Annotated in this window: 25 protein-coding genes; 15 read left to right on the top strand and 10 right to left on the bottom strand. The window is 73.2% G+C overall.

The window, feature by feature from the left end; all coding sequences use genetic code 11:
* Positions 1-181: 181 nt before the first annotated feature.
* The 3 genes from IN07_RS21430 to IN07_RS21440 are packed head-to-tail and all read left to right on the top strand — an operon-like array spanning position 182 to position 5121.
* The gene (locus IN07_RS21430; protein WP_036340227.1) at positions 182-4153 is read left to right on the top strand and encodes a multifunctional oxoglutarate decarboxylase/oxoglutarate dehydrogenase thiamine pyrophosphate-binding subunit/dihydrolipoyllysine-residue succinyltransferase subunit; all 3972 of its coding nucleotides are present in this window, start codon (positions 182-184) and stop codon (positions 4151-4153) included.
* A gap of 23 nt (positions 4154-4176) precedes the next feature.
* Entirely contained in the window at positions 4177-4362 is a 186-nt protein-coding gene (locus IN07_RS21435) for a DUF6104 family protein (RefSeq protein ID WP_036340230.1), read from the top strand.
* A 54-nt stretch (positions 4363-4416) separates the two neighbouring features.
* Entirely contained in the window at positions 4417-5121 is a 705-nt protein-coding gene (locus tag IN07_RS21440) for a metal-dependent hydrolase (protein WP_036340232.1), read from the top strand.
* Positions 5122-5130: 9 nt separating this feature from the next.
* On the opposite strand, the gene IN07_RS21445 is transcribed toward IN07_RS21440, so the two are convergent.
* A complete protein-coding gene (locus IN07_RS21445) occupies positions 5131-5508 on the bottom strand; it encodes a S26 family signal peptidase (protein WP_036340234.1) in 378 nt (125 codons plus the stop codon).
* 50 nt (positions 5509-5558) lie between these two features.
* Between IN07_RS21445 and sodN the strand changes: the two genes are divergently transcribed.
* The gene (sodN, locus tag IN07_RS21450; protein ID WP_036340236.1) at positions 5559-5963 is read left to right on the top strand and encodes a superoxide dismutase, Ni; all 405 of its coding nucleotides are present in this window, start codon (positions 5559-5561) and stop codon (positions 5961-5963) included.
* 126 nt (positions 5964-6089) lie between these two features.
* Here the strand turns inward: sodN and IN07_RS26550 are convergent, their stop codons facing one another.
* The gene (locus tag IN07_RS26550; RefSeq protein WP_231558515.1) at positions 6090-6248 is read right to left on the bottom strand and encodes a hypothetical protein; all 159 of its coding nucleotides are present in this window, start codon (positions 6246-6248) and stop codon (positions 6090-6092) included.
* A 294-nt stretch (positions 6249-6542) separates the two neighbouring features.
* Between IN07_RS26550 and IN07_RS26555 the strand changes: the two genes are divergently transcribed.
* Genes IN07_RS26555 through IN07_RS21475 form a run of 5 tightly spaced genes read left to right on the top strand, consistent with a single transcriptional unit; the run spans position 6543 to position 10138 of the window.
* A complete protein-coding gene (locus IN07_RS26555; RefSeq protein ID WP_231558516.1) occupies positions 6543-7319 on the top strand; it encodes a PP2C family protein-serine/threonine phosphatase in 777 nt (258 codons plus the stop codon).
* A 48-nt stretch (positions 7320-7367) separates the two neighbouring features.
* Positions 7368-8033, top strand: coding sequence for a phosphatidylserine decarboxylase (locus IN07_RS21460; protein WP_036340238.1), 666 nt, complete (start codon positions 7368-7370; stop codon positions 8031-8033).
* 11 nt (positions 8034-8044) lie between these two features.
* Positions 8045-8842 carry a CDP-diacylglycerol--serine O-phosphatidyltransferase gene (gene pssA, locus IN07_RS21465; RefSeq protein WP_036340241.1) on the top strand — a complete coding sequence of 266 codons (798 nt, stop codon included), beginning with the start codon at positions 8045-8047 and terminating at the stop codon, positions 8840-8842.
* Between the two features lie 2 nt (positions 8843-8844).
* Positions 8845-9330, top strand: a complete 486-nt coding sequence (locus IN07_RS21470) for a GNAT family N-acetyltransferase (protein WP_231558517.1) — start codon at positions 8845-8847, stop codon at positions 9328-9330.
* A 25-nt stretch (positions 9331-9355) separates the two neighbouring features.
* Complete coding sequence (locus IN07_RS21475; protein WP_197058591.1) at positions 9356-10138, top strand: HAD-IIA family hydrolase; 783 nt, start codon at positions 9356-9358, stop codon at positions 10136-10138.
* 34 nt (positions 10139-10172) lie between these two features.
* On the opposite strand, the gene IN07_RS21480 is transcribed toward IN07_RS21475, so the two are convergent.
* Positions 10173-10655, bottom strand: coding sequence for a hypothetical protein (locus IN07_RS21480; protein ID WP_081975601.1), 483 nt, complete (start codon positions 10653-10655; stop codon positions 10173-10175).
* An 89-nt stretch (positions 10656-10744) separates the two neighbouring features.
* Between IN07_RS21480 and IN07_RS21485 the strand changes: the two genes are divergently transcribed.
* Both IN07_RS21485 and IN07_RS21490 read left to right on the top strand, forming a co-directional pair.
* The gene (locus tag IN07_RS21485) at positions 10745-11710 is read left to right on the top strand and encodes a diacylglycerol/lipid kinase family protein (RefSeq protein WP_036340567.1); all 966 of its coding nucleotides are present in this window, start codon (positions 10745-10747) and stop codon (positions 11708-11710) included.
* Between the two features lie 287 nt (positions 11711-11997).
* Entirely contained in the window at positions 11998-12249 is a 252-nt protein-coding gene (locus IN07_RS21490; protein WP_036340246.1) for a WhiB family transcriptional regulator, read from the top strand.
* A 106-nt stretch (positions 12250-12355) separates the two neighbouring features.
* Here IN07_RS21490 and IN07_RS21495 read toward each other — a convergent pair whose 3' ends face one another.
* A complete protein-coding gene (locus IN07_RS21495; RefSeq protein WP_036340249.1) occupies positions 12356-13837 on the bottom strand; it encodes a sensor histidine kinase in 1482 nt (493 codons plus the stop codon).
* Between the two features lie 88 nt (positions 13838-13925).
* On the opposite strand from IN07_RS21495, the gene IN07_RS21500 reads away from it, so the two are divergent.
* Positions 13926-14423, top strand: a complete 498-nt coding sequence (locus tag IN07_RS21500) for a GNAT family N-acetyltransferase (RefSeq protein WP_231558518.1) — start codon at positions 13926-13928, stop codon at positions 14421-14423.
* A 29-nt stretch (positions 14424-14452) separates the two neighbouring features.
* Here the strand turns inward: IN07_RS21500 and IN07_RS21505 are convergent, their stop codons facing one another.
* Positions 14453-14677, bottom strand: coding sequence for a biotin/lipoyl-binding carrier protein (locus tag IN07_RS21505; protein WP_081975602.1), 225 nt, complete (start codon positions 14675-14677; stop codon positions 14453-14455).
* A 100-nt stretch (positions 14678-14777) separates the two neighbouring features.
* Positions 14778-15830 (bottom strand): biotin carboxylase N-terminal domain-containing protein, encoded by a 1053-nt coding sequence (locus IN07_RS21510; RefSeq protein WP_036340252.1) that lies wholly within the window; start codon positions 15828-15830, stop codon positions 14778-14780.
* 234 nt (positions 15831-16064) lie between these two features.
* Between IN07_RS21510 and IN07_RS27010 the strand changes: the two genes are divergently transcribed.
* Positions 16065-16139: a 50S ribosomal protein bL37 gene (locus tag IN07_RS27010; RefSeq protein WP_014742531.1), complete on the top strand. Its 75-nt coding sequence runs from the start codon at positions 16065-16067 to the stop codon at positions 16137-16139.
* Between the two features lie 76 nt (positions 16140-16215).
* On the opposite strand, the gene rsrA is transcribed toward IN07_RS27010, so the two are convergent.
* Both rsrA and IN07_RS21520 read right to left on the bottom strand, forming a co-directional pair.
* Complete coding sequence (gene rsrA / locus IN07_RS21515; protein ID WP_052091604.1) at positions 16216-16611, bottom strand: mycothiol system anti-sigma-R factor; 396 nt, start codon at positions 16609-16611, stop codon at positions 16216-16218.
* The gene (locus tag IN07_RS21520) at positions 16608-17300 is read right to left on the bottom strand and encodes a sigma-70 family RNA polymerase sigma factor (RefSeq protein WP_036340254.1); all 693 of its coding nucleotides are present in this window, start codon (positions 17298-17300) and stop codon (positions 16608-16610) included. The genes rsrA and IN07_RS21520 overlap by 4 nt, the downstream gene beginning before the upstream one ends.
* A 246-nt stretch (positions 17301-17546) precedes the next feature.
* Between IN07_RS21520 and ybaK the strand changes: the two genes are divergently transcribed.
* Positions 17547-18029, top strand: a complete 483-nt coding sequence (gene ybaK / locus IN07_RS21525; protein WP_036340257.1) for a Cys-tRNA(Pro) deacylase — start codon at positions 17547-17549, stop codon at positions 18027-18029.
* Between the two features lie 60 nt (positions 18030-18089).
* Here ybaK and IN07_RS21530 read toward each other — a convergent pair whose 3' ends face one another.
* Together IN07_RS21530 and IN07_RS21535 are read right to left on the bottom strand one after the other, a co-directional pair.
* Positions 18090-19655, bottom strand: coding sequence for a fused MFS/spermidine synthase (locus IN07_RS21530; protein ID WP_231558519.1), 1566 nt, complete (start codon positions 19653-19655; stop codon positions 18090-18092).
* A gap of 19 nt (positions 19656-19674) precedes the next feature.
* Positions 19675-20421 carry an SOS response-associated peptidase gene (locus IN07_RS21535; RefSeq protein WP_036340260.1) on the bottom strand — a complete coding sequence of 249 codons (747 nt, stop codon included), beginning with the start codon at positions 20419-20421 and terminating at the stop codon, positions 19675-19677.
* A gap of 141 nt (positions 20422-20562) precedes the next feature.
* Here IN07_RS21535 and IN07_RS21540 point away from each other — a divergent pair, with 141 nt between their 5' ends.
* Positions 20563-22032: an NAD-dependent succinate-semialdehyde dehydrogenase gene (locus IN07_RS21540; RefSeq protein ID WP_081975603.1), complete on the top strand. Its 1470-nt coding sequence runs from the start codon at positions 20563-20565 to the stop codon at positions 22030-22032.
* Positions 22033-22044 lie beyond the last annotated feature (12 nt).

A 22044-nucleotide genomic window follows, 5' to 3' on the forward strand; every position in this document is an offset into this window, starting at 1 on the left:
CCACGCCCGGGGGCGGACCGGACCGCACGGTGCCGGTTCTCCCCGGCCGGACGGCCCCAGTGACCCGGGACACGTGCGGCATCTCACGCAGGAGCGCTGCACCCCCGGATCGGGGGCGTAAAGTCGGCACCCGGTCCAACGACGTCCACCGACGAAGAAGGCACTCGACCCCGTGTCAAGCGTGAGCTCATCCCAGCCGTCCCCCGCCCACTCCGCCAACCCGGTGGCGGGCTTCGGCACCAACGAGTGGCTGGTCGAGGAGATGTACCAGCAGTACCTCGCCGATCCACGGAGTGTGGACCAGGCCTGGCACGACTTCTTCGCCGACTACCGGCCCGGCAGCCCCGTCGCCGACGGCCAGGACCGCTCCTCCGAGCCGGCCGAGCCCGCTGAGGCGGCCGAGCCCCCGGCGTCCGAGGCGGCGGCCGCGCCGTCGGCCACCACCTACGCCTCCCCCGCGCCCAGCCGAGAGGTCGCACCGCAGATGACCCAGTCGGGTCCCGCCGCGCCGAAGCCGGCACCCGCCAGCACGAGCTCCGCCGAGGAGTCCGGGTCCGACAAGGGGTCCGCCGACAAGGGGTCCGCCGACAAGGGCGCCTCCGACAAGGGCGCCTCCGACAAGGCCGCCTCCGACAAGGCCGCCGCCCCGGCCGCCCGTGCCGCCCAGAGCGACGCCCGGTCCGAGGGCACCGTGGTGGCCCGGGCCGCCGAGCGCGCCTCGCAGCAGAAGCCGGCGGCACCGGCCAAGCCGGTCGTCAAGCCGGGGGCCGGTCGCGCCACCGCCGACGAGGACGGCGGAGGCCCGAAGCGCACCCCGTTGCGCGGGGCCGCCGCGAGCGTCGTGAAGAACATGAACGCCTCGCTGACCGTGCCGACGGCCACCAGCGTGCGGGCGGTGCCGGCCAAGCTCATGGTCGACAACCGGATCGTCATCAACAACCACCTGGCCCGCGCCCGGGGCGGGAAGATCTCCTTCACCCACCTGATCGGCTACGCGCTGGTCCGGGCACTGGACGACTTCCCGAACATGAACAGTGCGTTCGCCGAGGTCGACGGCAAGCCGGTGCACGTCCAGCCCGAGCACATCAACTTCGGCCTGGCCATCGACCTGCCCAAGCCCGACGGCACCCGCTCGCTGGTGGTGGCCTCCATCAAGGGCGCCGAGGCGATGGACTTCGCCGCCTTCTGGGGCGCCTACGAGGACATCATCCGGCGGGCCCGGGCCGGCAAGCTGACGATGGAGGACTTCTCCGGCACGACGATCAGCCTCACCAACCCGGGCACCATCGGCACCAACCACTCGGTGCCGCGGCTGACCACCAACCAGGGCACGATCGTCGGCGTCGGCGCGATGGACTACCCGGCCGAGTTCCAGGGGATGAGCCCCGAGGCACTCGCCGAGATGGCCGTCTCGAAGATCATCACGCTGACCTCGACCTACGACCACCGGGTCATCCAGGGCGCGGAGTCCGGCGACTTCCTCCGCCGGATGCACCAGCTGCTGCTGGGCCAGGACGGCTTCTACGACGACGTCTTCCGCTCGCTGCGCATCCCCTACGAGCCGGTCCGCTGGGTGCCCGACAAGCGGATCAGCCACGAGGGCCAGATCGACAAGGAAGCCCGGGTCATCGAGGTCATCGAGGCCTACCGGCGCAACGGCCACCTCATGGCCGACACCGACCCGCTCGAGTTCAAGGTCCGCACCCACCCGGACCTGGACATCGTCCAGCACGGGCTGACCCTGTGGGACCTCGACCGGCCCTTCCCGGTCGGTGGCTTCGCCGGCGAGCGCACGATGCTGCTGCGCGACATCCTCGGCGTGCTGCGCAACTCCTACTGCCGCACCGTCGGCGTGGAGTACATGCACATCACCGACCCCGAGGAGCGCCGCTGGCTCCAGGAGCGCATCGAGGTCAAGCACGACCAGCCCAGCCGGGACAAGCAGAAGCGCGTGCTCGGGCGGCTCAACGCCGCCGAGGCGTTCGAGACCTTCCTGCAGACGAAGTACGTCGGCCAGAAGCGGTTCAGCCTCGAGGGCGGCGAGTCGGTCATCCCGCTGCTGGACGAGGTGCTGGTCAGCTCCTCCGAGCACGGCATCGAGGAGGTCGCGATCGGCATGGCCCACCGCGGCCGGCTGAACGTGCTGGCCAACGTCCTCGGCAAGAGCTACGCCAAGATCTTCGGCGAGTTCGAGGGCAACATCGACCCGGGCACCGTGCAGGGCTCCGGCGACGTGAAGTACCACCTCGGGGCCGAGGGCACCTTCGAGCACGAGGGCCGTTCGGTCGCGGTCTCGCTGGCCAGCAACCCCAGCCACCTGGAGACGGTCAACCCGGTGCTCGAGGGCATCGTGCGGGCCAAGCAGGACATGATCGACAAGGGCGAGGGCGGCTTCACCGTGCTGCCGCTGCTGCTGCACGGCGACGCGGCGTTCGCCGGCCAGGGAGTCGTCCAGGAGACCCTGAACCTCTCCCAACTGCGCGGCTACCGCACCGGCGGCACCGTGCACGTGGTCATCAACAACCAGGTCGGCTTCACCACCAGCCCGGCCCAGTCCCGTTCGACCCTCTACTCCACCGACGTGGCGCGGATGATCGGCGCTCCGGTCTTCCACGTGAACGGGGACGACCCCGAGGCCTGCGTCCGGGTGGCCAAGCTGGCGGTCGACTACCGGCAGGAGTTCAAGAAGGACGTCGTCGTCGACCTCGTCTGCTACCGCCGGCGCGGGCACAACGAGGGCGACGACCCGTCGATGACCCAGCCGCTGATGTACGACATCATCGACCGCAAGCGCTCGGTCCGGAAGCTGTACACCGAGGCGCTCGTCGGCCGCGGTGACATCACGCTGGCCGACGCCGAGGAGGCCCTGAAGGACTACCGCGGGCAGCTCGAGCGGGCCTTCGCCGAGACCCACGACGCCCGTGACTCCTCCGCGCCCGAGCCGGTCATGGACCCGCGCTCGCCGCAGGAGGCCACGGTCGACACGGCGATCACCCCCGAGGTGCTCAAGGCGATCGGCGACGCACACGTCTCACTGCCGACCGACTTCACCGTGCACCCCAAGCTGCAGCGGATGCTGGAGCGCCGGGCGGCGATGGCCAGCGAGGGCGGCGTCGACTGGGCGATGGGCGAGCTGCTCGCCTTCGGGTCGCTGCTCATGGAGGGCGTGCCCGTCCGGCTGGCCGGGCAGGACTCCCGCCGCGGCACGTTCGTCCAGCGCCACTCCGTGCTCATCGACCGGGAGACCGCCGAGGAGCACACGCCGCTGCTGAACCTCACCGAGGACCAGGCGAAGTTCTTCGTCTACGACTCGTTGCTGTCGGAGTACGCCGCGCTCGGCTTCGAGTACGGCTACTCGGTGGCCAACCCCAAGGCCCTCGTGCTCTGGGAGGCCCAATTCGGCGACTTCGTCGACGGCGCACAGATGGTCATCGACGAGTTCATCAGCTCCGGTGAGGCCAAGTGGGGCCAGCGTTCCGGCGTCGTCATGCTGCTGCCGCACGGGCTGGAGGGCCAGGGGCCCGACCACTCCAGCGGCCGGATCGAGCGCTTCCTGCAGCTGTCGGCCGAGAACAACATGACGGTCGCCAACTGCTCGACGCCGGCGAACTACTTCCACCTCCTGCGCCGTCAGGCGCTGTCGGAGGTGCACCGTCCGCTGGTGGTGTTCACACCCAAGTCGCTGCTGCGCGCCAAGGCCGCGGTCAGCTCGGTGAGCGACTTCACCGAGCAGCACTTCCGTCCGGTGCTCCCGGACCCGGGTGTGGGCGGGCAGCCCCTGGACGGCTCCGCGGTGCGCCGCGTCCTGCTGTGCAGCGGGAAGATCAGCTACGAGCTGCTCGCCCAGCGGGAGAACGAGGGGACCGCCGACACCGCGATCCTGCGGGTCGAGCAGCTCTACCCGCTGCCGGCCGAGGAGATCGCCGAGGCGCTGGATGCCTACCCGAACGCGACCGACGTCGTGTGGGTGCAGGAGGAGCCGGCGAACATGGGCGCCGCCCAGTTCATGGCCGTGAACCTGCCCGAGCACCTGCCGGCCGGGCGGACGCTCCGCGGGGTGTCCCGGAAGGCCTCGGCGAGCCCGGCCGTGGGGTCGGCCAAGGTGCACGAGGTCGAGCAGCGCCAGCTGGTCGCCCGGGCCTTCGCCGACTGAGCACGGCGCGGCAGGACACGACGATGTACTTCACCGATCGCGGCATCGAGGAGCTGGCCGGCCGGCGGGGCGAGGAAGAGGTCTCGCTCTCCTGGCTGGCCGACCAGCTCCAGGCCTTCGTCGACCAGCACCCCGACTTCGAGGTGCCGGTCGAGCGGCTGGCCACCTGGCTGGCCCGGGGCGGCACGGACGACGTCGACGAGGACTGACGGGCCACCGCGCGCCTCCGCGGGATGACGGCGACGCGGGGAGACGCTGCGTAGGTGCTCGGTCACTCACACGCTCTCTCCGGTCTGGCGGCCGGTGCCGCGACGCTCCCCTGGGTGCCGGTGCACGGCACGGTCGCCCAGGTCGCCTGGGTGTCCGCCGTCGGCGGGTTCGCCATGCTCCCGGACCTGGACCAACGCGGTTCGACGATCTCCGGGATGTGGGGCCCGCTCACCGACGTCCCCTCCGGGCTCGTCAACACGATCGCGCGGGGACACCGCTGGGGCACCCACGACGCCGTCCTGGGCTCGCTGGCCTTCGGGCTGCTGGCCACGGCGGCGACCTGGCACCGCTGGTCCAGCCTGCTCCTGCTGGCCCTGGCGATCGGGCTGGCCCTGCGGGCCCTGCACTTCGTCATCCCCGGTCGCGCGGAGAACACCGTGATCGGCAACCTCGTCCTCTCCTGGGGCGGTGCGTGGCTGCTGCTCGCGCACAGCCCGGCCCCCGGGTGGCTCCCCCTGGCCGTCGTCCTCGGCACCCTGACCCACATCGCCGGGGACTGGCTGACCAAGGAGGGGGTGCCGGTCCCGGTCTTCTGGCTGGTCCGGCGCAGCCGACTGGCGCCGGTGCGCCTGCGCACCGGCGCGATCGTGGAGAAGGCGGTGCTCGTCCCGCTGTTCGTGGTGGCGACCGTCGTCCTGCTCTACCTGAACACCGCAGCGCACGAGCTCGTCGACCCGCTGCTGCAGCGGCTCGGCTGAGCCGGGCGGTCAGCCGGGCGGCGCCACGGCCAGCCGCCCCGGCCGGGGCCACAGCCGGGCCACCACCCGCCCGACGACGACCGCCGTCCCGAACGCCCGCGAGTCGTCGGTGACCAGGGGGTTGTCCCCCTCCACCCAGTGCCCTCCGGGCACGTCCCGGCGCACCCGTTTGACCACCAGCAGCTCCGGCCGGGTCGGGAAGCGGGCGAGGACGACGGTGCCGGGCCGCACCGGCGCTCCGGCAGGCAGCCGGCGGACCAGCAGCCGGTCCCCGTGCCGCACGGTCGGGGCCATCGACGGCCCGGCGACCCGGGCCAGCACCCAACGGGTCGGCAGCCCGGGGAGGCTCCCCGGACTGCCGCTGCTCGACGTGTTCTCGCTGATCACCGCGGGTAGGGTCGCAGAAGACCCATCCCCGCGAACCCGGAGGCACACCCATGCGTCTGTTCCGCATGTTCTCCGCCGTGGAGGCCACCGCGCACTGCGACCTCCCCTGCGGCGTCTACGACCCGGCCCAGGCCCGTATCGAGGCCGAGAGCGTCAAGGGCATCCAGGAGAAGTACCAGGGCAACGAGGACCCGGTCTTCCGTACCCGGGCCGTCCTGATCAAGGAGCAGCGGGCCGAGCTGGTCAAGCACCACCTGTGGGTGCTGTGGACCGACTACTTCAAGCCCCCGCACTTCGAGAAGTACCCGCAGCTGCACGAGCTGTTCAACAAGGCGACCAAGCAGGCCGGTGCCGCCGGCGGCAAGGGCAGCATGGACCCGGCCGAGGGCCAGAAGCTGCTCGACTACATCGCCGAGATCGACCGGATCTTCTGGGAGACCAAGGCCGCGGCCTGAGAGTTCCCACGTTCCACCGGCGCTGCCGGGCCGCCCCACGGGGCGGCCCGGCAGCGCCGTCGTTCGTCATCCAGGTCCTCGGTGCGATCGTGCGCCTAGGGTCTGTCCCATGCGCGGCTCGGAGGATCACGTGATCGACGTCGGCGCACTGCTGGAGAAGGTCGAGACGGCGGCGCCGATCGACGCCGTGGAAGCCGTGTCGGCTGCGCTGGGCGAGATGGTGGACGCGCGGGCGGTGACCCTGCTCGTCGCCGACTTCAGTGGCCGGGCCGTGGTCCGCCTCACGTCCGCCCACCAGGTCGCTGGAGCACGCAGCCATGGCGTGGAGCAGGCCGAGACGATCCCGTTGGCCGGCACCGACTACGAGCAGGTGCTGCGCACCCAGCAGCCGGACGTCCGGGCCCTCGACGACGGAGTCCGGATGATCGTCCCGGTCACCGACCGAGGCGACGCCATCGGGGTCATCGAGCTGCGGCTGAACCACCACCCCTCGGCGAAGGAGGTCGCCGACGTCGGGAGCGCCGCGCACGCGTTGGCGTACGTCATCATCGCCGCGCGCCGGCACACCGACGTGTTCGAGTGGGCCAGCGGTCCACGCCCTTCGCGCTGGCTGCGGAGATCCAACGCCGTCTGCTTCCCGCCTCCTACACGTGCGAGGCGGGTCAGTTCACCCTCGCCGGCTGGCTGGAACCGGCCAGCTCTGTCGGCGGAGACACCTTCGACTACACCCTCGACCGGGATTCCCTCCAGCTGTCGATCACCGACGCCGTCGGCCACCAGGTGCCCGCGGCCCTCCTGGCCACCCTGCTCGTGGGCAGTCTGCGCAACGGGCGCCGGAAGGGCCTGGACCTCGCCGAGCAGGCCCGCTACGCCAACGACTCCCTGGCCGAGAACTCTGCTCCGGGACAGTTCGTCACCGGCCAGCTCGTGCGGGTGGACCTGCACACCGGAATGGCACAGGTCGTCAACGCCGGACACGTCCTGCCGCTCCGGCTGCGCGCCGGCCGGGTGGAGGAGATCGACCTCCGTGTCGAGGCGCCGTTCGGCGTCCTTCCCGGCAAGTCCTTCGACGTACAGCCCTTCCCGCTGGAACCGGGTGACCGGATCGTCTTCCTCACCGACGGCATGCAGGAGCGCAACGCGGTGGACCTCGATGTCGCCTCGGCGCTGGCTGACTCCGCGGACCTGCACCCGCGGGAGGTCGTCCACGCCCTCGGCGCCGCCGTACTGCGCGAGACGGGAGGCGACCTCCGCGACGACGCCACGATGATCTGCCTCGACTGGTACGGCGGGCCCCCGCGCGGGCGCAGCACCGAACAGGGAGCCGACCCAGACCTCGCCTCGGCGCCCGCCTGAGCCAGCCGTCGGGGCACATCGCGGTCGTCCCGGTAACCTCGGTCTGCGATGCGCATCGACCGGGCCGGCTGGCCCTTCCTCGCCGTTCCCCTGGCCTCTGCGGCGGTCTCCACCGTCCTGGGTCGGGGCAGCGGTCTCCGCTGGGCCCGCGCTCTGGCGTGGCCCCTCCTCGCCCTGTCGGCGTACATGGCCGTCTTCTTCCGCGACCCCGACCGGCGGTGCGACTCGGTCCCACCGTCGCCCGAGGACGTGCTCTCCCCGGCCGACGGCGTCGTCATGGTCGCCGGTGAGCCGCAGCCGGGCGTGGCCCCCGAGGGCGACTGGCAGCAGGTCAGCGTCTTCCTGTCCGTCGTCGACGTGCACGTGAACCGCGCGCCCTACGGCGGCCGGATCACGGAGTCCACGTACACGCCGGGCAGCTTCCTGGCCGCCTACCGCGCGGAGAGCGCGCACCGCAACGAGCGCAGCGAGCTGTGGGTGCGCGACGGCGACCGCACGGTCGTCTTCCGGCAGATCGTCGGCGTGCTCGCCCGGCGGATCGTCACCCGTGTGGTGCCCGGGCAGGAGGTGTCCACCGGCGACCGGATCGGGTTGATGAAGTTCGGGTCCCGGATGGACGTCTTCGTGCCACCCGAGTGCACCGTCACCGTCACGAAGGGGCAGCGGGTGCGGGGCGGGGAGACCGTCATCGCCCGCTGGTCCCAGCCCAGCTGAGGAGCCGGCGGATGCCAGGGAGGCGCACCACCACCGTCGAGTTCGTCCGTGGTTCGGTGCGCGGCGGGCGCCGGCGGGCTCGCTCGTGGCTGCCCAGCCTGTTCACCCTCGCCAACATGATGTGCGGCTTCGGCGCCATCCTGGTCGCGTTCCGCGGCGAGTACCGGCTGGCCTGTCTGCTGATCGCGCTCTCGGTCGTGTTCGACATCGCCGACGGCGCGGTCGCCCGGCTGGTCGGCGCCGTCTCACCGTTCGGCCTGCAGTTCGACTCACTGGCCGACCTGGTCTCCTTCGGCCTGGCCCCGGCCCTGCTGGCCTTCGCCCTGTTCTCCGACGGCCGGGACGAACTCGACGCCCTGGGCTGGGTGGTCTGCTTCCTCTGGGTGGCCTGCGCGGCCATCCGGCTCGCCCGCTTCAACACCACCATCGACCCGACGGCGGACAAGCGCTTCTTCACCGGCCTGCCCAGCCCCGGCGCGGCCGGCGTGGTGCTGGCCAGCGTGTACGCCTTCGCCGACGCGATGCAGGGCCGCGACCGGCTGTGGGTGCTGCTGGTGGTCGTCGTCCCCGGGCTGCTGATGATCAGCAACGTCCGCTACCGCTCGTTCCGGTCCCTGGTCAGCCCGAAGAGCGGCAAGCCCTACGGACTGGTCGTCACCGTCGTCCTGGTCGTCGTCGGCCTGATCACCGTGCCGACCGTGACCTGCCTCGTGGTCGCCTACAGCTACCTGCTCTCCCCGCTCGTGATGCCGGTGCTGTCCCCACTGGGCCGGCTCGTCCCGGCACGGGTGAAGGAGGTGCTGTCCTGAGCGTGCGCCGGGTCCGGCCGGACGACGTCCCGACGGTGCTGCGGCTGGTCCGTGAGCTCGCCGCCTACGAGGAGTCCGAGCACGAGGCCCGGATGACCGCCGACCAGCTGCACGCCGCGCTGTTCGGGGAGTCCCCGGCGCTGTTCGGGCACGTGGCCCTGACCGGAGCGGGGGACGACGCCGAGATCGCCGGCTTCGCCCTGTGGTTCCTCAACTTCTCCACCTGGCGTGGCACCCACGGGCTGTACCTCGAGGACCTCTACGTCTCCCCCGCGCACCGCGGCACGGGGCTCGGCCGTGAACTGCTCCGGACGCTGGCCGACGAGTGCGTGGCCCGCGGCTTCGCCCGGCTGGAGTGGTCCGTCCTGGACTGGAACACCCCGTCCATCGACTTCTACAGAGCCGCCGGTGCCGTGCCGATGGACGGGTGGACGGTCTTCCGGCTCACCGATGACGCCCTGACCAGGTTCGCGGCCGAACGTCGCTGACCCACCCGACCGACAGGAGAACGGCGTGACCACCGAACGCGGCGAGTCCGAGTGCTGGCTGACCGACATGGACGGCGTGCTGGTGCACGAGGGGAAGGCGCTGCCCGGCGCGGCCGACTTCCTGGCCCGGCTGGTGGAGCGCAACCGCCGGTTCCTGGTGCTGACCAACAACTCGATCTTCACCCCGCGCGACCTGTCCGCCCGGCTGGCCCGCAGCGGCCTGGACGTGCCGGAGGAGGCGATCTGGACCTCGGCCCTGGCCACGGCGGACTTCCTGGCCTCCCAGCTGCCCGGCGGCTCGGCCTACGTCATCGGTGAGGCGGGCCTGACCACCGCGCTGCACGAGGCGGGGTACACGATGACCGACACCGACCCGGACTACGTCGTCCTCGGGGAGACCCGCACCTACTCCTTCGAGGCGATCACCCAGGCGGTCCGGCTGGTCGGCGCCGGCGCCCGGTTCATCGCCACCAACCCCGACGTCACCGGCCCCTCCCCGGAGGGCCCGCTGCCCGCGACCGGCTCGGTGGCGGCGATGATCACCAAGGCCACCGGGGCGGAGCCGTACTTCGTCGGCAAGCCCAACCCGATGATGTTCCGCAGCGCGATGAACCGCATCGAGGCGCACTCGGAGTCCACCACGATGATCGGTGACCGGATGGACACCGACGTCGTCGCCGGCATCGAGGCGGGGCTGGACACCATCCTGGTGCTCACCGGCTCCACCCGCGCCGAGGACGTCAGCCGTTTCCCCTTCCGGCCCAGCCGGGTGCTGCCCTCGATCGCCGAGGTCATCGAGCTCATCTAGGGCGAGCCGGCCCCCGGGTCAGCGGGGGCCTCCCTCAGCGTTCGAAGAAGGCCAGCCGCGCCTCGGGGGTGGCCAGCAGCCAGAGCTCGGTCGCCACCAGGGCCAGCACCGGCAGGCCCAGCAGCGGCTGCTGCGCCTCGAAGGCCGCGTTGTAGCCCAGCAGGCCCAGCAGGATCTGCAGCACGATGACCGGACCGCGGGCCCAGCCGGACACCCGCCACAGCCCGACCGCGGCGGCAGCGAGCAGCCCCGCCCCCAGCCCGACGTAGACCACCTCGGCCAGCGCACGGCCCACGCTGTCCGGCGAGCCGGTCAGCGTCAGCACCAGCAGCACGAGCGCGAGGACCGTCAGCGCGAGCGCCTCCACGGCGACCACCAGGGCGGCCCGCCGGACGGCGGTCGGTGCCTCCTGGCGCTCCCGCTGCGGGCGCGGTGCGGTCGGCTGCGCCGCCCTCCCGAGCAGGCCCTCCGCCCTCGGCCGACGGCGGCCCGGGATCTGTCCGTCCTGACCTGACACGCCGTCGAGGTTACCCGCGGGCACCGCGCGAGCCGCCGCACCGGACGTGCCGCGCGGCCGGCCCGGAGCCGCTGGATATGTTGGGCGGCATGCGTGCCCTGCTGGTGGCGAACCCGGCGGCCACGACCACCACCCGCAAGGTCCGCGACGTGCTGGTCCGCGCACTGTCCAGTGAGCTGGACCTCGAGCTGGCCGAGACCGCCCACCGCGGTCATGCCCGGGAGCTCGCCGCCCAGGCCACCGCGGACGGGATCGACCTCGTCGTGACCCTCGGGGGCGACGGCACGGTCAACGAGGCAGCCAACGGGTTGCTCACGGCCGGCCCGGGGCCCGACGTGCCGATGCTCGCCGTCGTGCCGGGCGGCTCGACCAACGTCTTCGCCCGCGCGCTCGGCCGTTCCCGCGACCCGGTGGAGGCGACCGGGGAGATCCTCGACTCGCTGCGCGCCGGCCGCACCCGCCTGGTGTCCCTCGGGACCGCGGAGGCCCGCGCCGGCGGAGCGGGCGCGACGGAGGGCTGGACCACGCCCCGGTGGTTCGTCTTCGCCGCGGGCATGGGCTTCGACGCCGACGTGATCTCCCGGGTCGAGGCCCAGCGCGCGCGGGGACGGCGGTCCACCGGCAGCCTCTACATCGGGGCCGGGGTCAACGCCTTCCTGCTGGGCCGGGACCGCCGTCGTCCGCCGATGACGCTCCAGCTGCCCGGCGCGGCCCCCGTCGACGGGCTGTTCCTCGCCCTGGTCTCCAACGTCAGCCCGTGGACCTACCTGGGGGCCCGGCCCATCGACCCGAGCCCCGAGGCGTCCTTCGACACCGGGCTGGACCTCTTCGCGATGGGCCGCGTCGGCGTGGTGCGGATGCTGCACCACGTGCGCCAGACCATGGCCGCCCGGCCGGACGCCCGGGGCCGCGGGGTGCACCGCTGGCACGACCTCGGGGAACTGACCCTGACGTCGACCCGCCCGCAGGGGTGGCAGCTCGACGGTGACCACCTGGGCACCGCCACCGGGCTGCGCGTGCGGTCGGTCCCGGACGCGCTGCGCGTCGTCGTGTGACCGAGCGCTCGGTCCTGGCCCCCGCTGGGTGATGCAGGGACGCGCCGGGTGCGGTAGGACGGAGTGGCGAGGCCCCGCCCGGCGTGGTGAGGTTGCTCACGAGCCCCGCCGACGCCCGGCGAACTGCTTGACAGTGCGTCTACTCGTGAAAGCATCACAAGCAAGCAACCTGCTGGTAACACAGCAGGCGGTCGTCGTTCTTCGTGCTGACATCAGCGCACGGACCTGCGGGGGCGGTCTTCGGACCGACGACCGGACACCCTGACGAGATCGAGGAGTACACCGCCATGGACTGGCGCCACCGCGCGCTCTGCCGGGACGAAGACCCGGAGCTCTTCTTCCCGATCGGGACGACGGGCCCGGCAGTCGTCCAGATCGAGCAGGCCAAGGCTGTGTGCGGCCGTTGCCCGGTCGTCGAGTCCTGTCTGGACTGGGCGCTGAGCTCGGGCCAGGACTCCGGGGTCTGGGGCGGGTTGTCCGAGGACGAGCGCCGTGCCTTGAAGCGCCGTACCGCGCGCACCCGGGTCCGCACCGCCTGAAGAAGGACCCCGTCCCCCTCTCCCTTCGCACGCTCAGGGTGAGCCTCCGGACGGGGCTGAACGACAGCAGGGACCGCTCCGTGACCGGAGCGGTCCCTGCTGTCGTTCAGCGGCGGGGCCGGCCGGCGCCCGGGAGGCTGAGCACCGCCTCGGTCCCCGGGCCGCCGTCCGCCGGCGGTCCCATCTCCAGCGTCCCGTGCAGCTCGCTGGTCACCAGCGTCCGCACGATCTGCAGCCCGAGCCCGGTGCTGGCCGCCGGATCGAAGCCCGGCGGCAGCCCGCGCCCGTCGTCGCGGACCCGGACCACCAGGTCGTCGCCCGTCCGCTCGGCAGCGAGCACGATCGTCCCCGGCTCGCCGTCGTCGAACGCGTGCTCGGCCGCGTTGTGCAGCAGTTCGGTCACCGCCATCACCAACGGCGTCGCACACGCCGCGGGCAGCTCCCCGATCACGCCGTCGCGGGTGATCCGGGCGGCCGGCCCCACCGACGTCACGTCACCGAGCATCGGCAGCACCTGGTCGAGGACGTCGTCGACCTCGACGACGTCCTCCCGGCTGCCGGCCAGCGTCTCGTGGACCACCGCGATCGAGGCCACCCGGCGCACCGACTCCTCCAGCGCCGCCCGGGCCGCCGGCTCGGTCATCCGCCGGGCCTGCAGCCGCAGCAGCGCGGCCACGGTCTGCAGGTTGTTCTTCACCCGGTGGTGGATCTCCCGGATGGTGGCGTCCTTGGTCATCAGCGCGCGGTCCCGGCGGCGCACGTCGGTGACGTCGCGGACCAGCACCAGCGCGCCCTCCTCACCGCCGGGGGCCTGCAGCGGCAGGGCTCGGACCAGCATGGTGGCCGCGTCGTTCTCCACGTCCATCGGCTCGGGGAACCGGCCGGCCACCGCTGCGGCGATGCTCGCGGCCACGGCCTCACCGGCCACCCGGTCCGCCGAGACCTGCCGGGTCACCTCGCCCAGGTCGGACCCGACGACGTCCCCGGTCACCCCCATCCGCCGGTAGGCCGACAGGGCGTTCGGGCTGGCGTAGACCGCGTGCCCGGTGCCGTTCAGCCGGACCAGCCCGTCGCCCACCCGCGGGCTCATCTCCGCGTCGTCCAGCATGCGCGGCGGGAAGGTGCCGGCCGCCACCATCAACGAGAGGTCCGCGGCGATGTCGAGGTAGGTGAGCTCCAGGGTCGACGGCGACCGGGTCGCCGCCAGGTTGGTGTCCTTGGCCAGCACCGCGACCACCGCACCGTCGTGCCGGACGGGGATGACCTCCCGACGGCGGGGGCTCGCCCCCGACCAGTCGGGATCGCCGTCGGTGATCGGCCGCCCCTCCCGCTGCGCACGCACCAGCGGCTCGGCGTCCGCCCCGGTGGCCTCACTGCCCACCAGGTCCTCCGGCTGGCTCGTGGGCGCCGTCAGCGGGCGCACCTGGGCCACGCACCACCAGGCCCCGGTCTGCAGCGGCACCCACAGCGTGAGGTCGGCGAAGGAGAGGTCGGCCAGCAGCTGCCAGTCGGCCACCAGCCGGCGCGCGTGGTCGACCTGGGACGGGCTGGCCGAGCCACGGGTGAGACGTTCGGACAGGCTGCTCATCGTGAGCCGGAGCCTACGGCCCTGTCCGGAGGCTCACCCGAGCCTGCGAGGGAGGAGTGGGACAGGGGCCTTTGTCTACCCTGCTCCGGTGGCCATCCCCGCACCCGTCGTCGGCCCGGCCGGGCCCGCGGACCACGCCCGCATCGCCGAGCTCACCGTGGCCGCCTACGCAGCCGAGGACCTCGCACCGGCCGAGTACCTGCCCCAGCTGGCCGACGTGGCGGGGCGGGCGGACCGCGCGGAGCTGCTGGTGGCCCGCGACCACGACGGGCGCATCGTGGGCAGCGTGGCGCTGGTGCTGTCCGGGGACTTCGGCGAGGTCGTCGAGTCCCCGGACGAGGCGGCGTTCCGGATGCTGGCGGTCGACCCCGGAGCGCGCGGCCAGGGCATCGGGGCGGCGCTCGTGCGCGCCTGCCTGGACCGGGCCCGGTCCGCCGGCAAACGACGGATGGTGCTGTCCACGGGCGAGCGGATGACCGCAGCGCACCGGCTCTACGCCCACCTCGGCTTCACCCGGCTGCCGGAGCGGGACTGGGCGCCGGTGCCCGGCATCGACCTCCGGGTCTACTCCCTCGACCTGGCCTGACGGGCCCCGTCCTCCCCCGCCCGGGGTCGCTACGCCGGGACGACGGTGGCGATGAGGTCGCCCTCCTGGAGCACCTCGCCCTCGACCACGTGCAGCTCGCCGATCGTGCCGGCGCGCTCACTGAGCACCGGGATCTCCATCTTCATCGACTCGAGGATGACCAGCGTGTCACCGGCGGCGACCTCCGCACCGGGGGCCACGAGCACCTTCCACACGCTGGAGACCATCTCGGCGTGGATCTCCTCGACCGCCACCGGCGCCCCCTCTTCCCTGACCCGCCACGATCCGCCTGAGCCGACGGTGTGCTCATGAAAGCACGCATGGGGGCCTGCACCGCACCATGCCGAGCAGCGGTCAGGTGCAGTCGGGGACGAGCGCACCGGCGATGCGCTGCAGCACGTCGCAGACGGCCGCACCGTCGTGCGGGACGCCGGTCTCCGGGAGACCGGCGAGGAGCTCCGTCGCCGCCCGCGCGGCGCTCGCCGCATCGGGGCCGGCGGCGCTCACCGTGGCCAGCAGTGCGTCGTACCAGCCGTCGAGCCGGTCGCCTGCGTCGTAGCCGCTCACCGCGACCAGCTGGGCGTCCCCGGCCGCCCGCCGGTCAGCGACCACGACGTCGGGCAGCCGGCCGGTGACCCGTCCCGCAGTGCCCGGTGGCAGCGTCGACCGCAGCTGGACGGCGAGGCCGGCGTACGGCGGCCCCTCGGCAGCGTCCAGGGCCCCGCCCGCCGGCGTGCCGGACACCCTGCCCAGCGCGAGCGCGACGGCGTCCAGCCCGTGTGCCCGCTCGAGCACGGCCATGTCCAGGGAGAAGCCCGCCGCCACCTCGGCCAGCTCCCCGCCAGGGTCGATGCCCACCGTGACCAGCCCGCGCCAGCCGAGCTCGGGGAGCCGCCGGGCGGCCGCGGGCAGTGATCCCAGCCCGTCGGGGGGCGTCCAGGAGACCCGTGGGGTGCCGCCGGCGCGGTCACGCAGCACCGGGGTGACGTGGTGCAGCCCCTCGGCACTGACCCAGGCCAGGAAGCCACGCTCACTGGCCGGCTCGACGCCGTCACCGCCGAGGCGCTCGAGCACCCCGGCCTCCGGCCCGATCCAGCCCAGCCCGGCGTCGGCCACCGCTGCGGCCAGCCGTGCGTTCCCGGCCAGGGCCGGGGGGACGGGCAGCACCGCGTCGACCCGCGTGCGGCGAGCGGCCTCCACCAGCCGGCGCACGTCCAGGTACGACTCCGCTGCCGGCGCAGGACCCAGCAGCACGGACTCGTCGGCCATCCGCACGTGCCGGGCGTCGCGTTCCGCCTCCGAGTACACGGCCACGGCCTTCACGCCCAGCCGGCCGCACGCCCGGATCACCGCGCAGGCCATCGGCCCCCGGCCGGCCACGAGCACGCTGTCGACTGCCTGGACCACGTCGTCTCCTCTTCCCGGCTGCGCCGGCGTCCTGCGCTCACCGGCTGCGCCGGCCTCCTGCCGATGGCCCGTCCCACCGCTGGTCCCGACCGTGCACCAGCGCACGGTGCCGGGCCCACCCGTGAGAGCCTTGCAGGGTCAGCTTGGCCGGTGCCGGGGTGCTCTGCATCCCGCGCCGGGACCGATCAGCAGCCGGGCCCCCGCCCGGGTGGAGCACAGAGAGGAGGGGCAGCCATGTCCAAGCGTGGACGCAAGCGGCGCGCCCGCAAGAAGAGCGGCGCCAACCACGGCAAGCGCCCCAACGCCTGAAGAAGGACCCCCTTGCCCCCACTCGCAAGCTCGCGGTGGGTCCCTGCAAGGGGGGCCGGAGAGCGCTCCGCCGCCGTCAGGCGGTGGGGCGCTCCTCCGGGAGCTCGCCGCGGGTCTCGAAGCTCGTCGTCTCGAAGGTCGTCGTCTCGATGCTGGCCTTCTCGACGCGCACCTGGGTGCCGTCCTCCTCGAACGAGACGGTCGTCAGCTGCACCTTGATCCGGTCGCGCAGGCCCATCGGCGTGGGGTCACCGCCACAGCGGCGGCGCACCAGCGCCTTGAACTCCTGCTCGATGCCGAACTGGCGCAGACAGGGCGAACAGTCCTCGAGGTGCTCGGCGATGACCGCGCGCCGGGCGTCGTCGGTCTCGTGGTCGAGGAACTCGAAGACGTGGGAGAGCACGTCGTCGCAGGAGGTGACCTCCTCGCCGTGGAGGTCGTGCCGGGCGCCGTCGTGAGCGTCGGTGCTCATGAGCGGGTCGCCTCCTCAGCAGCTCCGGCCGCGACGAAGCCACGGTCCCGGGCGTAGTCGGCCAGCAGCTTCTGCAGACCCCGTCGACCGCGGTGCAGGCGGGACATCACCGTGCCGATGGGCGTGCCCATGATCTCGGCGATCTCCTTGTAGGCGAACCCCTCGACGTCGGCGAGGTAGACCGCGAGCCGGAAGTCCTCCGGCAGCTGCTGCAGCGCCTCCTTGATGTCGGTGTCGGGCAGGTGGTCCAGCGCCTCCATCTCAGCGGAGCGCAGGCCGCTGGAGGTGTGCTCCTCGGCGGCGTAGAGCTGCCAGTCCTGCACCTGCTCGGTGGGGTACTGCTGCGGCTGGCGCTGCTTCTTGCGGTAGCTGTTGATGTAGGTGTTCGTCAGGATCCGGTACAGCCACGCCTTGAGGTTGGTGCCCTCGGCGAACTGGTGGAAGGCGGAGTACGCCTTGACGAAGGTCTCCTGCACCAGGTCCTCGGCGTCGGCGGGGTTGCGGGTCATCCGCAGCGCCGCCGGGTACAGCTGGTCCAGGTAGGGCAGGGCGTCGCGCTCGAAGCGGGCGTCGCGCTGGGCCCGGGTCTCGGCGAGCTCGGCACGACTGCCGTCAGCGCGCGCCTCCGGCGTCTCATCGGGCTTCGCCGTCTCGACGACGGGGCTGTCGATCGCGGGCTCCTCGGGCACCGACCGTCCTCTCTGCGGCGCCCGGGAACGGGCGACCACGTCGCTCGATCCTAGCCGGGTGCGGCCGGGGCGGCCGGGGGGACGGCGGGCGGGCGCGGAACTGCGCGCGATGCGCGCCGGGGCGCCCGGGACTGTGCTGCTCACGGTCGGTGCAACGGCACGCACCCGGGCTCGATTCCCCACCCGGGTCGGTCCGTCGGGGAAACCGCTCCCCGACCCGGCCGGGCCGCCCTAGGCTGCTGCGCCGTGGCAGCGACACCAGCGGTGCGGACCCTGGACCAGGCGCGGGCTCGGTACTCCCTGCACGAGTACGACCCGGCAGACGGCGCGGACGGACACGGCTACGGCGAGGTGGCGGTGGCCGCCCTCGGCGCCGATCCGGCCCAGGTGTTCAAGACCCTGGTCGCCCGGGTCGACGGGGCGCTCACCGTCGCCGTCGTACCGGTCAGCGGCCAGCTGGACCTCAAGGCACTGGCCACCGCCGCGGGCGGGCGGAAGGCCACCATGGCCGACCCGGCCGACGCCGAGCGGAGCAGCGGCTACGTGCGGGGTGGGATCAGCCCGCTGGGTCAGCGGAAGGCGCTGCCGACCGTGGTGGACGACAGTGCGCTGACCTTCCCGACGGTGCTGGTCAGCGCGGGACGCCGCGGGCTCCAGGTGGAGCTCTCGCCGGCGGACCTGGTGCGGCTGACCCGGGCCCGGACCGCCGCCATCGCCCGTCTCGGCTGACGGGCCTCCGCTCCCCCGCGGCTCGGGCGCGCCGCGGCCCCTGCCGGGGGCCGGCGGGGGTCAGCCGTAGGGGGTGAGCAGCTGGTCGACCGGCGCGAAGTCGTCGGTGAGGACGTCGGCGTCCCCGATGAACCGGTCGAGCTCGGGTCCCTCGGCCACCTGCCAGGCGAGCCCACGCTCGGCCAGTGCGGCGGCGATCCCCGCCGACGGCAGCGGACGCTGCGAGGCGACCGCGACCACGTTCCCGCCGTCCTCCCCGGCCAGCACCGGCGCCCGGGCCAGCAGGAGCACGTGGTCGAACACCTGCTGCACGGTCGCCAGCTCCGCCCGCACGAACGACAGCGTCGGGTGGTCGATCAGGTTGACCGCGTAGACGCCGTCCTCGGCCAGTGCCCCGTCGACCAGGCGCAGCGCCTCCACGGTGGTCAGCTGCCACGGCACCGACAACCCGCCGAAGGCGTCACCGACGACGAGGTCCCGTTCCCCGGCTTCCTCCGCCTCCAGCCCGACCCGGCCGTCACCGACCTGCACCTCGAGCTCGTCGGAGGTCTCCAGCCCCAGCTCCTGCTCGTCGATCGCGACGACGCCGGGGTCGACCTCGAGCACCCGGCTCAGCGTGCCCGGCCGCACCTCGGCCAGGTAGCGCGGCAGCGTCAGCCCCCCGCCACCGACGTGCAGCGCCGACAGCGGTTCGCCCGCCGGGGCCAGCGCGTCGGTGACCGAGGCGATGGCCTGGACGTACTCGAACTCCAGGTACGTCGGGTCCTCGAGGTCGACGTAGGAGTGCCGCAGGGTGTCCAGCAGCAGCACCCGCCCGGTGTCGCGCTGGGGGTCGGCCACCACCCGGGCGCAGTGGTAGGCGGTCTCCCGTTCGCAGGGCGTCGGTGCCACCGCGGCCAGCACCGGGGCGGCCACGGCCAGGGCCAGCAGCCCGACGGGCAACCGGCCGGTCATCTCGGGGGTGCGGCGGCGCAGGAGCACCGCGAGGGCCACCCCGACCAGGACGACGAGCAGCCCGGTGCCGACCAGGATCACGCTGCTGGGGAGCACCGCGATCAGCAGGAAGCCGGTGGAGAACGTCGCCACGATGCCGCCGATGGTGCCGATGCCCGACAGCCGGCCGACGACCGAGCCGGTCTGCGCCAGGCTGCCCAGTTGCAGCGCGACGATCATCGGCGGGACGGCGGACAGCAGCGCCGCCGGGACGACGACGGCCAGCGCGGCCAGCAGCAGCACGTTCCCGGCCGCGGCGCCGGTGAACAGCGCACCGGCGAACCGCACCAGGGGCAGCACCGCCACGATCAGGGCACCGCCGGCCACCATCAGCGGCGCGATCAGCCGGCGCGGGTCGGTGCGGTCGGCGGCGGCGCCCCCGGCCCAGGCGCCGACGGCGATCGCGGCCAGCGCGAACCCGATGACCGCGGTGCTGGTCTGCACGGTGATCCCGACGTAGGGCGCGATCAGCCGCAGGCCGACGACCTCGAGCACGAGCACCGCCCCGGAGGACAGGAAGGTGACGCCGGCGGCGATCCAGTCGGGCAGCGCCCGGGAGCCGGGACGGGTGGGCTCCTCGGCCGTGTCCGGGGTCGTCGACGCGGTGGTCGGGTGGGGGTCCAGCGGGCTCACCTCGGGGATCGGGGGACGGTCAGAACAGGGCGGGCTGGTCGGCGGGCTCGCTGACCGACTCCACCCGCGCGGTCAGCTGCGGCCCGTTGTTGGCCACGTTGCCCACGGCCGCGCCGACCGGGCGGATCTCCAGCCGCTCGACGTACTCCGGCGGCGTCGGGCCGGCCAGCTCGGTGACGTCCTCGCGGGCCGGGTCCAGCCACTCCGCCCAGCGTTCCGGCGGCAGCACCAGCGGCATCCGGGGGTGCACCTCGGTGAGCGCGCCGACCGCGGGGGCGGTGACCACGGTGCAGCTGTACAGCCGGTCCTCACCCCGGCCCCACACCTCCCAGAGCCCGGCGAAGGCGAGCCCGGAGCCGTCCTCCGGGGTGACGTAGAACGGCTGCTTCCCGGGGCGGTCGTGGCGGGGCGCCCACTCGTACCAGCCGTCGGCCGGGACCAGGCAGCGCCGGCTCGCCGCGGCGGTACGGAACGCGGGCTTCTCGGCGAGCGACTCGACCCGGGCGTTGAGCATCCGGTTGCCGACCGAGACGTCCTTGGCCCAGGAGGGCACCAGGCCCCAGCGCACGGCCCGGAGCTCGCGGTGCCCGCCGCCGGTGAGCGCCCCCTCGGCGTCGCGCTCCTTCTTGTGCCGCACCACGTACACGTCCTTGGTGGGGGCGACGTTGTGGTCGGCCGGCAACGGCGCCTGGCCCTCGACCGGGACGGCCTCGAACTCCAGCGCCAGGTCCTCCGGGCGGCGACTGGCGGCGTAGCGACCACACATGCGGGGCTCCTCCCGGACGACGACCTCACCGAGCCTAGGTGCGCCCACCGACGACCCGCCGTGCGTCACCCGGGGTGAGCGGGGTAGGACGGGGACACAGACCCGACGCACCGCGACGAAGCACGACGGAGGGCACATCACGTGACGACCACCCAGGCTCCCTCGACAGAGCAGCCGAAGACCGCCAGCGACGCAGGCGCACGCCCGTACGCGACGGTGAACCCCTACACCGGGAAGACGGAGAAGGAGTTCCCCTTCCTGGAGACCGACGCCATCGACGGCGTGGTAGAGCAGGCCCACGCCGCCTTCGGCGACTGGCGCCGCCGGTCGGTGGAGGAGCGCGCCGCCGTCGTCGGCCGGGCCGCCGAGCTGATGCGCGAGCGGCAGGACGAGTTCGCCGCCCTGATCACCCGGGAGATGGGCAAGCGGATCCAGGAGGCCGCCGGTGAGGTGCAACTGGCCGCCAGCATCCTCGAGTACTACGCCACCAACGGCCCGCGCTTCCTGGAGCCGAAGCCGATCGACGTGATGGGCGGCGGCGAGGCCGAGGTGGTCAACGAGCCGATCGGCGTCCTGCTGGCGATCGAGCCGTGGAACTACCCGCTGTACCAGGTGGTGCGGGTGGCCGGCCCGAACCTGACCCTGGGCAACACCGTCCTGCTCAAGCACGCGGAGAACAACCCGCAGTGCGCGCTGGCCCTGGAGCAGCTGTTCCGGGACGCCGGGGCCCCGGAGGGCGTCTACACCAACCTGTTCCTGCGGATCGCCGACGTCGAGCAGGTCATCGCCGACCGGCGGGTGCAGGGCGTGACGCTGACCGGTAGCGAGCGGGCCGGGGCGAGCGTGGCCCAGCTCGCCGGCAAGCACCTCAAGAAGTCGGTGCTGGAGCTCGGCGGCAGCGACCCGTTCATCGTGCTCGACGCCCCTGACCTGGGGCGCACGGTGAAGGCCGCGACCATGGCCCGGATGGCCAACACCGGCCAGGCCTGCATCGCGGCGAAGCGGATCATCGTGCTCGACGAGGTCTACGACGACGTCGTCGCCGGCCTGCAGCAGGCCTTCGGCAGCTTCACCCCCGGCGACCCGGCCGACCCGGCCACGACGCTGGGCCCGCTGTCCACCGAGCGGGCCGCGCAGGACCTCGCCGCGCAGATCCAGGACGCCGTGGACAAGGGGGCCACCGTGCTGGCCGGCGGCAACCGCCCCGAGCACGACGGCGCCTTCGTCGAGGCCACGCTGCTGGCCGACGTCACCCCGGAGATGCGGGCCTACCACGAGGAGCTCTTCGGCCCCGCGGCCGTCGTCTACCGGGTGAAGGACGCCGACGAGGCCGTCGCGCTGGCCAACGACAGCGACTTCGGCCTGTCGGCAGCCGTCTACAGCGGCGACACCGAGCGCGCCCGGGCGGTCGCCGACCGGCTGGAGTCCGGGATGGTCTGGATCAACCAGCCCTCGGGCTCCTCCGCGGAGCTGCCCTTCGGCGGGGTGAAGCGGTCGGGCTACGGCCGTGAGCTCTCCGAGCTGGGCATGTTCGAGTTCGCCAACCGGCGGCTGGTCCGCACCATGCCGCCGAAGAAGCAGGCGGCACCGGCGCAGCACGTCGGAGGCTGACGCACCGGCGCC

This window comes from Modestobacter caceresii, assembly GCF_000761485.1.
Lineage (GTDB): Bacteria > Actinomycetota > Actinomycetes > Mycobacteriales > Geodermatophilaceae > Modestobacter > Modestobacter caceresii.

Bases quoted from the DNA above. Each gene is read 5' to 3' on its own strand.
- IN07_RS21435 (WP_036340230.1), top strand. From the start codon at position 4,177: ATGTACTTCACCGATCGCGGCATCGAGGAGCTGGCCGGCCGGCGGGGC.
- sodN (WP_036340236.1), top strand. From the start codon at position 5,559: ATGCGTCTGTTCCGCATGTTCTCCGCCGTGGAGGCCACCGCGCACTGC.
- IN07_RS21460 (WP_036340238.1), top strand. From the start codon at position 7,368: ATGCGCATCGACCGGGCCGGCTGGCCCTTCCTCGCCGTTCCCCTGGCC.
- pssA (WP_036340241.1), top strand. From the start codon at position 8,045: ATGCCAGGGAGGCGCACCACCACCGTCGAGTTCGTCCGTGGTTCGGTG.
- IN07_RS21485 (WP_036340567.1), top strand. From the start codon at position 10,745: ATGCGTGCCCTGCTGGTGGCGAACCCGGCGGCCACGACCACCACCCGC.
- IN07_RS21490 (WP_036340246.1), top strand. From the start codon at position 11,998: ATGGACTGGCGCCACCGCGCGCTCTGCCGGGACGAAGACCCGGAGCTC.
- IN07_RS21495 (WP_036340249.1), bottom strand. From the start codon at position 13,837: ATGAGCAGCCTGTCCGAACGTCTCACCCGTGGCTCGGCCAGCCCGTCC.
- rsrA (WP_052091604.1), bottom strand. From the start codon at position 16,611: ATGAGCACCGACGCTCACGACGGCGCCCGGCACGACCTCCACGGCGAG.
- IN07_RS21535 (WP_036340260.1), bottom strand. From the start codon at position 20,421: ATGTGTGGTCGCTACGCCGCCAGTCGCCGCCCGGAGGACCTGGCGCTG.